Origin of the sequence: Kitasatospora sp. NPDC058965, from assembly GCF_042741245.1 — a bacterium.
Taxonomy (GTDB): Bacteria; Actinomycetota; Actinomycetes; order Streptomycetales; family Streptomycetaceae; genus Kitasatospora.
The window spans coordinates 22,739-29,020 of record NZ_JBHYKG010000080.1 but is presented as its reverse complement, the minus strand read 5'-3'; the positions used below and the strand labels follow the sequence as shown (position 1 = coordinate 29,020).

Sequence of the window (6,282 nt, the reverse complement as noted above, 5' to 3'; positions counted from 1 at the left end):
GCGCCCGCCCCCCGAGGGGGACGGGCGCCGCGTGCGTGCGCCGGCGGTGCGTCAGCCCGCCAGCCCGGCCATCCAGGCCTCGACCGCGTCGGCGGTGCGGGGCAGGCCGGCCGAAAGGTTCTCGTTGCCGTCGGCGGTGACCAGGATGTCGTCCTCGATCCGCACCCCGATGCCGCGGTACTCCTCGGGGACGCTGAGGTCGTCCTGCTGGAAGTACAGGCCGGGCTCCACGGTCAGGCACATGCCCTCGACCAGCTCGGCGTCCACGTACTGCTCGCGGCGGGCGTGGGCGCAGTCGTGCACGTCCAGGCCGAGCATGTGGCCGGTGCCGTGCAGGGTCCAGCGGCGCTGCAGGCCCAGCTCCAGGACCTTCGCCACGTCGTGGACCGAGGCGTCCAGCAGGCCCCAGGACAGCAGGTGCTCGGCCAGCACCCGCTGGGCGGCGTCGTGGAAGTCGCGGAACCGGCCGCCCGGCCGGACCGCCGCGATGCCCGCCTCCTGCGCCTGGTACACCGCGTCGTAGATCTTCCGCTGCAGTGGCGAGAAGGTGCCGTTGATCGGCAGCGTGCGGGTCACGTCGGCGGTGTAGAGGGTGTGGGTCTCCACGCCGGCGTCCAGCAGCAGCAGCTCGCCCGGGCGGACCTCGCCGTCGTTGCGCACCCAGTGCAGGGTGGTGGCGTGCGGGCCGGCCGCGCAGATCGAGCCGTAGCCGACGTCGTTGCCCTCGACCCGGGCGCGGCGCCAGAAGGTGCCCTCGATCCAGCGCTCGGAGGTGGCCTGCGCCTGGCTCAGCTCCCGCACCACGTCGGTGAAGCCGTTGACGGTGGCGGCGCAGGCGGCGCGCAGCTGCTCGACCTCCCAGGCGTCCTTGACCAGTCGCAGACCGCTCAGGAAGACCTTCAGCTCGTCGTCGCGCTCCTCGTCGGTGCCCAGCGCCGACTCCAGGCCGGCGTCGTAGCCGCGGACCAGGCGGGTGGGCACGGTGGTGTCGGCGGTCAGCTCCTCGACCGCCTTGCGCACGTCCCGGGCCGGCAGCCCGAGCAGCGCCTCGGCCTCGGCCAGGCTGTTGCGGCGGCCCACCCAGAGCTCGCCCTGGCCGTCCAGCCAGAACTCGCCGTTCTCCCGGTTGGAGCGCGGCAGCCGGTAGAGCACCGCGTCGTGCCCGTCGGCCACCGGGTTGAGCACCAGCACCGCGTCCTCGGTCTGGTCGCCGGTCAGGTGCACGTACTCGCTGGCGGCGCGGAAGGAGTACTCGGTGTCGTTGGCCCGGGTGCGCAGGTTGCCGGCCGGGACCACCAGGCGCTCGCCCGGGAACGCGGCCGAGAGCGCGGCGCGGCGGGCGGCGGCGTAGGGGGCCTGCGGCAGCGGCTGCAGGCCGCGCAGCTCGGTGTCGGCCCAGTCGGACTTCATGGACGCGGCCAGCTCGTCCGAGATCTCGCCGTACAGGCCGTTCTTGCGGCTCTTGATCGGCTTGTCGTCCGCCTCGTCGACTGCGGCCCCTTCGGGGTTCTCGGCCGCTGCGGGGCTACGGTCCTCGGTCACGTTCGTCGCCTCCATGGGGTCTCCCGGCCGGTGGCCGGAAGAGAGTCACTCCTGCCCGCGCGGCCGGATCACGGCCGGAGCGGGACAGCTGTCGTCCCATCGTACGGAGCGGTACAAAGCGTTTGTTCGGTACCCGGTGGTTCAGTCGAACCGGGCCGCCAGCATCACCAGGTCGTCGGCCGGGCCGGCCGGCTGCCCGGCGCACAGCTCCTGGAGGTGGGCGCAGAGCCGCTCGGGGTCGTGCCGGACCTCGCGCGGGGCGTCGGCGGCCGCCTTGCGCAGCCGGGCCTGGCCCGCGTGCAGGGTGGGGCCGAGCCGGCGGGCCAGCCCCTCGGTGTAGAGCAGCAGCAGGTCGCCGCGCTCCGCGCTCAGCTCCACCCCGGGCGCCTCCCAGCAGCTGAGCATGCCGAGCGGTGCGGAGAGCGAGGTCTCCACGAAGTTGGCGCCGTACCGGGTGACCAGCACCGGCGGGCAGTGCCCGGCGCCGGCCAGCGTGATCCGCCGCTCGCCGGGGTCCACGCAGGCGTAGACGGCGGTGGCGGTGCGGGTCGGCTCGCAGGTCTTCAGCAGCAGTTCGAGGTCGCCCAGCACCGCCACCGGGTCCTCGCCCTCCAGCACCGCGTAGGCCCGCAGCGCGGCCCGGATCCGGCCCATCGCGGTGGCCGCGCCCGGGGCGGAGGCGGGCCCGGCGCCCGGCCCGTCGCCGGCCACCGAGCCGACGGTCAGGCCGAGCGAGCCGTCCGGCAGCGCGATCGCGTCGTACCAGTCGCTGCCCACCGACCGGTCCAGCCCGGCCGGCACCCAGCGGGCGGCCAGCCGCAGGCCCGGCGGGTGCGGCAGGTGGTCGGGCAGCAGGCCGCGGCGCAGCAGCGCGGCGGAGCAGCGGCCGCGTTCGGCGGTCAGCCGGTCGGCCAGCAGCGGGGCGGCGAAGGCGGCGTACCGGCGGGCCAGGTCCTGGTGGAAGGCGCTCGGCGCGGTGGGCTCGGCCCAGAACCAGACGGCGGCGGCCAGCGGCCCGTCCTCCTCGGTGGCCAGCGGCAGCGCGTAGCAGGCGCCCAGCCCGAGGTCGGCGGCCACCTCCCGGAACCGGGGCGCCACCTGCGGGTCGCCGGCCAGGTCGCGGTGGAGCAGCTGCTCGGGGCGGCCGGTGGTGCGCAGCAGTCCGGCGAACGGGCCCAGCCCTACCGGCACCGTCTCCAGTGCGCCGATCGCCGAGTGGTCCAGCGCCAGCGGGACCATCGGCCCGTGCCCGGCGTGGTCCGGCCAGCCGGTGCCGGTCGGCCCGTTGACCGCCTCCCGGCGCCCGGCCGGCTCCGCCTCGCCGCCGTCCCGGGCCACCGGGACCAGCAGCGCCCGGCCGGCGCCGAGCAGTTCGGCGCCCGAGTCGAGCAGGGTGCGCAGCGTGGCGGCCAGGCCGCGGGCCCGGACCAGCCGGTCGGTGTGCCGGGCCAGCCAGTCCAGACCGGCCGGGCGGTCGCCGTCGGGGACGGGCGAGGGCGGGGTCAGCGGGGTGCGCGGCTCCAGCACCGGGGCGCGCAGCGGCAGGTCGAGCAGTCGGGCCAGCCGTCCGGCTGACGGTACGTCGCCGGGGTCCGCCCGGTCGTCCCCGTCACCGAGCCCGGGCGTGGTCCCACTCGCACCGGACGGACGCTTGTCACTCATCCCGCGACTCCCAGCACTGGGGTACCAAGTCGTGTCAAACCACTCGCAATGCCCCACTTCTACACAGGACGGTTGTCGCGTGTCCAGGATCGGGAGCCAACCGGATGGCTGGTTCCGGTCCGTGGAGTGGAGCGGGCGGGGAGCGGGCAGAAGAACCGCAGGAAGCCGCGCGACGGCTGCCGGTCCCCTGCCCGGAGCGTAGGGATCCCCCCACCCGGCAACCCGGCTGACCAGATGTCACTCACTCGTACGGTGGAACCAGTGGGCGCCGAACGGCGTCCATCTGGTCGCATGAGGGATTCTCGTTGAGCGTGCGGCTCTCCCCGGCCGCGTCAGGTCTTGATCCATCCGGTCGCGGAGAGGAACGAGTGCCCATGCCCGAATCGCGGGAACCGTCCGGCAGACACCGCGGTGACCGACAGGCCCTGCTGCAGGCCGCGTTGACCTGTGCCCAGCGGTGGCGGTGGCCGGTGGTCCCGGGAGCGGTCTCGGTCGAGCACCCGGGGGTGACGGCTGCGGTCGACGCGCGCTGCTCCTGCGGCGACGAGCAGTGCCCCGTCCCCGCCGCGCACCCGCACGACGTCCCCCTGCTGGCGGCCACCACCGAGGCGCGGATGGTGCGGTGGTGGTGGGAGCGGCACAGTCCGCAGGCCCCGTTGATCGTCGCCACCGGGCGGCGGGTGGCGGCGGTCAGCCTGCCGGCCGCGGCCGGGGCCCGGCTGCTCGGCTACCTGGACGCGCTGCGGGTGGTCCCGGGACCGGTGCTGGCCGGCCCGACCCGCTGGGCACTGCTGGTGGCGCCCTACGGGTACCCGGAGTTGGCGGAACTGCTGGTGGACCAGGAGCGCAGCCTGCGGCCGGGCGGCGGTCCCGGGCAGGTACCCAGCTCGGTGCGGTACCACGGCCCCGGCGGCTACCTGGTGCTGCCGCCCTCGCGGGTGGGGGTGGCGGCCGGTGCGGCGGCGGTGCGCTGGGTGCGCCGGCCGGTGGTGCTGCCGCGCGGCGGGGTGCGGCTGCCCGAGGTGGCCACGCTGCTGGAGGCACTGGTGGCGGCGGGTTCGGCGGTGCCGGACGGCAGCAAGCTCGCCTACTGACCGGCGAGCGGGGGCTTGCCACTGGCAAGCCGCGGCCCGGCGGAGAGTCAACTCCGGCGCCGGATATGGAAGATCCGGCCGCTGGCGACGGGGGATGCACCAGCGACCGGACTGTTTAAACAGTAACAAGGATTGGCGGCTTAGCCAAAGCCCCAGGTCGGGGCCGCCTCGATTTTTCCGGCCCGTCCGGGTCGAATGTGACCGGAGTCACGCTCTCGCGATCATCTCCGGTCACGCACGGCCAGGATCGGTCAGTTCAGGGTGACCTGACGGCTCACCAGATTGGCGCGCGCCCGGCGCTCCTCGCCGGTGAGCGGCGCGTCGGCGGCGAGGGCGCCGGCCAGTCGCTCCGCGAACGCGGCGGCGGGCTTCTCGCAGTCGGCGGCCGTCATCGCCACCGGCAGGTCCCAGACCGGCACGGTCAGCCCGTGCGCGCGGAACGAGCCGACCAGCCGGGTGTCCTCGCCCAGCGAGGCCTCGCCCGCCGCGGCCAGCCGGGCCAGCGCGTCCAGCAGCTGCTCCTCGGGGACCGTCATCACCCAGCGCAGGTGGTTCTTGTCCGGGGTGCCGCACCAGTAGGCGCTCGGCACGCTGGTGACCTTCTCGGTCGGGATCGCGGAGGCGTTGGCCCGCTCCAGCGAGGCGGCCACCTCGCCGGTGGCGGACTCGGCGTCCTCCAGCCAGAACTCGAAGCCGGTGTGCACGTCCGGGACGAACGGGGCCGCGGCGTCCAGCAGCTCCTGCAGGCGCGGGCCGTCGGTGCCGGGGCGGCGGGTCGGCACCGGGTTGCCCGGCTCGGTGGCCAGCGCCGCCACCAGCGCGTCGCCCAGGTCGCGGCTCAGGTCGCCGGAGGAGGACTGGGTCTGCAGGCCCAGCAGGATCGAGCCGTCGGCCCGGCGCAGCGCCGGCCAGGCCAGCGGCAGCACGGTGGCCAGGGTGACCGAGGGCACCTCGCCGACCGCCTGCGCGGCCGCCTCCGGCGTCAGGGTCAGCGGCACCGTGGCGGCGGGCACCAGCTCGCGCAGCGCCACCCAGTCGGCCTCGCCCGCCAGTCCCTCGAACGGGCGGTGCACCAGCTCCTGCACCGCGTGGGCGGCCTGACGGCCGTGGCAGGCCTTGTAGCGGCGGCCCGAGCCGCAGGGGCAGTCCTCGCGGGCGCCGACCACCGGGACGGTGCCGTCGGCGGCGGTGCTCCTGACGGACGTGGGCGACTTCTTGGCAGCCTTCTTGGCCATGGGGCGGCTCTCCCGGAACGGTGGGTCGGTGTGCTCCGGGGCAGCCTAACGAGGTTTCGGCGGTGCTCAGGCCGACCTGGCGTGCTGCGGGCGGGCCGGTTCGACGTGCTGGCGGCGGGCCGGGGCGAGCGCCGCCCAGACCGTCACCTCGCCCGGCGCGTCGCGGACCCCCCAGTCCTGGGCCAGCTTCCCGACGATGCTCAGCCCGCGGCCGCCCCTGGCGGTGAGCGACGGACTGGCCGGCAGCGGGCGGGTGCTGGCACCGCCGTCGGTGACCTCCAGGGTCAGCACGCCGTCGGCGTGCATCTGCCAGCGGACCAGGATTCCGCCGAGGTCCTCGGTGGCCGAATCCGTGACCGGTGCGGCCACTTCCCCGCCGGTTCCCGAAGACTTCGTCAAATCACCCCTGGCACCCCGGAATTCCCCTTCCGCCCCCCCTGCCAGCGCCAGCAATGGTGCCAGTGGCCGTGCATACCGGCAGGAATTGCTGAGCAGTTCGGAAAGGATCAGAACCGCGTCGTCGATGACCGCGTCGGGTACCTCGCGGTCGCCCAGATCACGCCGCAGCCGGCGCCTCGCGGCCCCGACACTGGCTGGACCGTGCGGCACCGCCATGGTCGATGAAGTCGGCACTTCACGCGCCACCATCAACGCCACCCCCGGACCTCCTTCAGCGTTTGCCGAGGGATGGATGCCCCGGGGGAATGGGGCGGAAACGGCTCCGGCTGTTCGAGGTGCGTCAATTGTGA

5 protein-coding genes are annotated in these 6,282 nt (G+C 74.9%); 1 reads left to right on the top strand and 4 read right to left on the bottom strand.

What is annotated here, in order from left to right; all coding sequences use genetic code 11:
• Positions 1-51 precede the first annotated feature (51 nt).
• Positions 52-1,542, bottom strand: coding sequence for an aminopeptidase P family protein (locus ACFW1A_RS16090; protein WP_380409410.1), 1,491 nt, complete (start codon positions 1,540-1,542; stop codon positions 52-54).
• A gap of 141 nt (positions 1,543-1,683) precedes the next feature.
• A complete protein-coding gene (locus tag ACFW1A_RS16085) occupies positions 1,684-3,204 on the bottom strand; it encodes a PP2C family protein-serine/threonine phosphatase (RefSeq protein ID WP_380409408.1) in 1,521 nt (506 codons plus the stop codon).
• Between the two features lie 374 nt (positions 3,205-3,578).
• Here ACFW1A_RS16085 and ACFW1A_RS16080 point away from each other — a divergent pair, with 374 nt between their 5' ends.
• Entirely contained in the window at positions 3,579-4,298 is a 720-nt protein-coding gene (locus ACFW1A_RS16080) for a bifunctional DNA primase/polymerase (protein WP_380409406.1), read from the top strand.
• Positions 4,299-4,549: 251 nt separating this feature from the next.
• Here ACFW1A_RS16080 and ACFW1A_RS16075 read toward each other — a convergent pair whose 3' ends face one another.
• Entirely contained in the window at positions 4,550-5,533 is a 984-nt protein-coding gene (locus ACFW1A_RS16075) for a DUF5926 family protein (protein ID WP_380409405.1), read from the bottom strand.
• A 66-nt stretch (positions 5,534-5,599) separates the two neighbouring features.
• A complete protein-coding gene (locus tag ACFW1A_RS16070; RefSeq protein ID WP_380409403.1) occupies positions 5,600-6,190 on the bottom strand; it encodes an ATP-binding protein in 591 nt (196 codons plus the stop codon).
• Between the last annotated feature and the right edge of the window lie 92 nt (positions 6,191-6,282).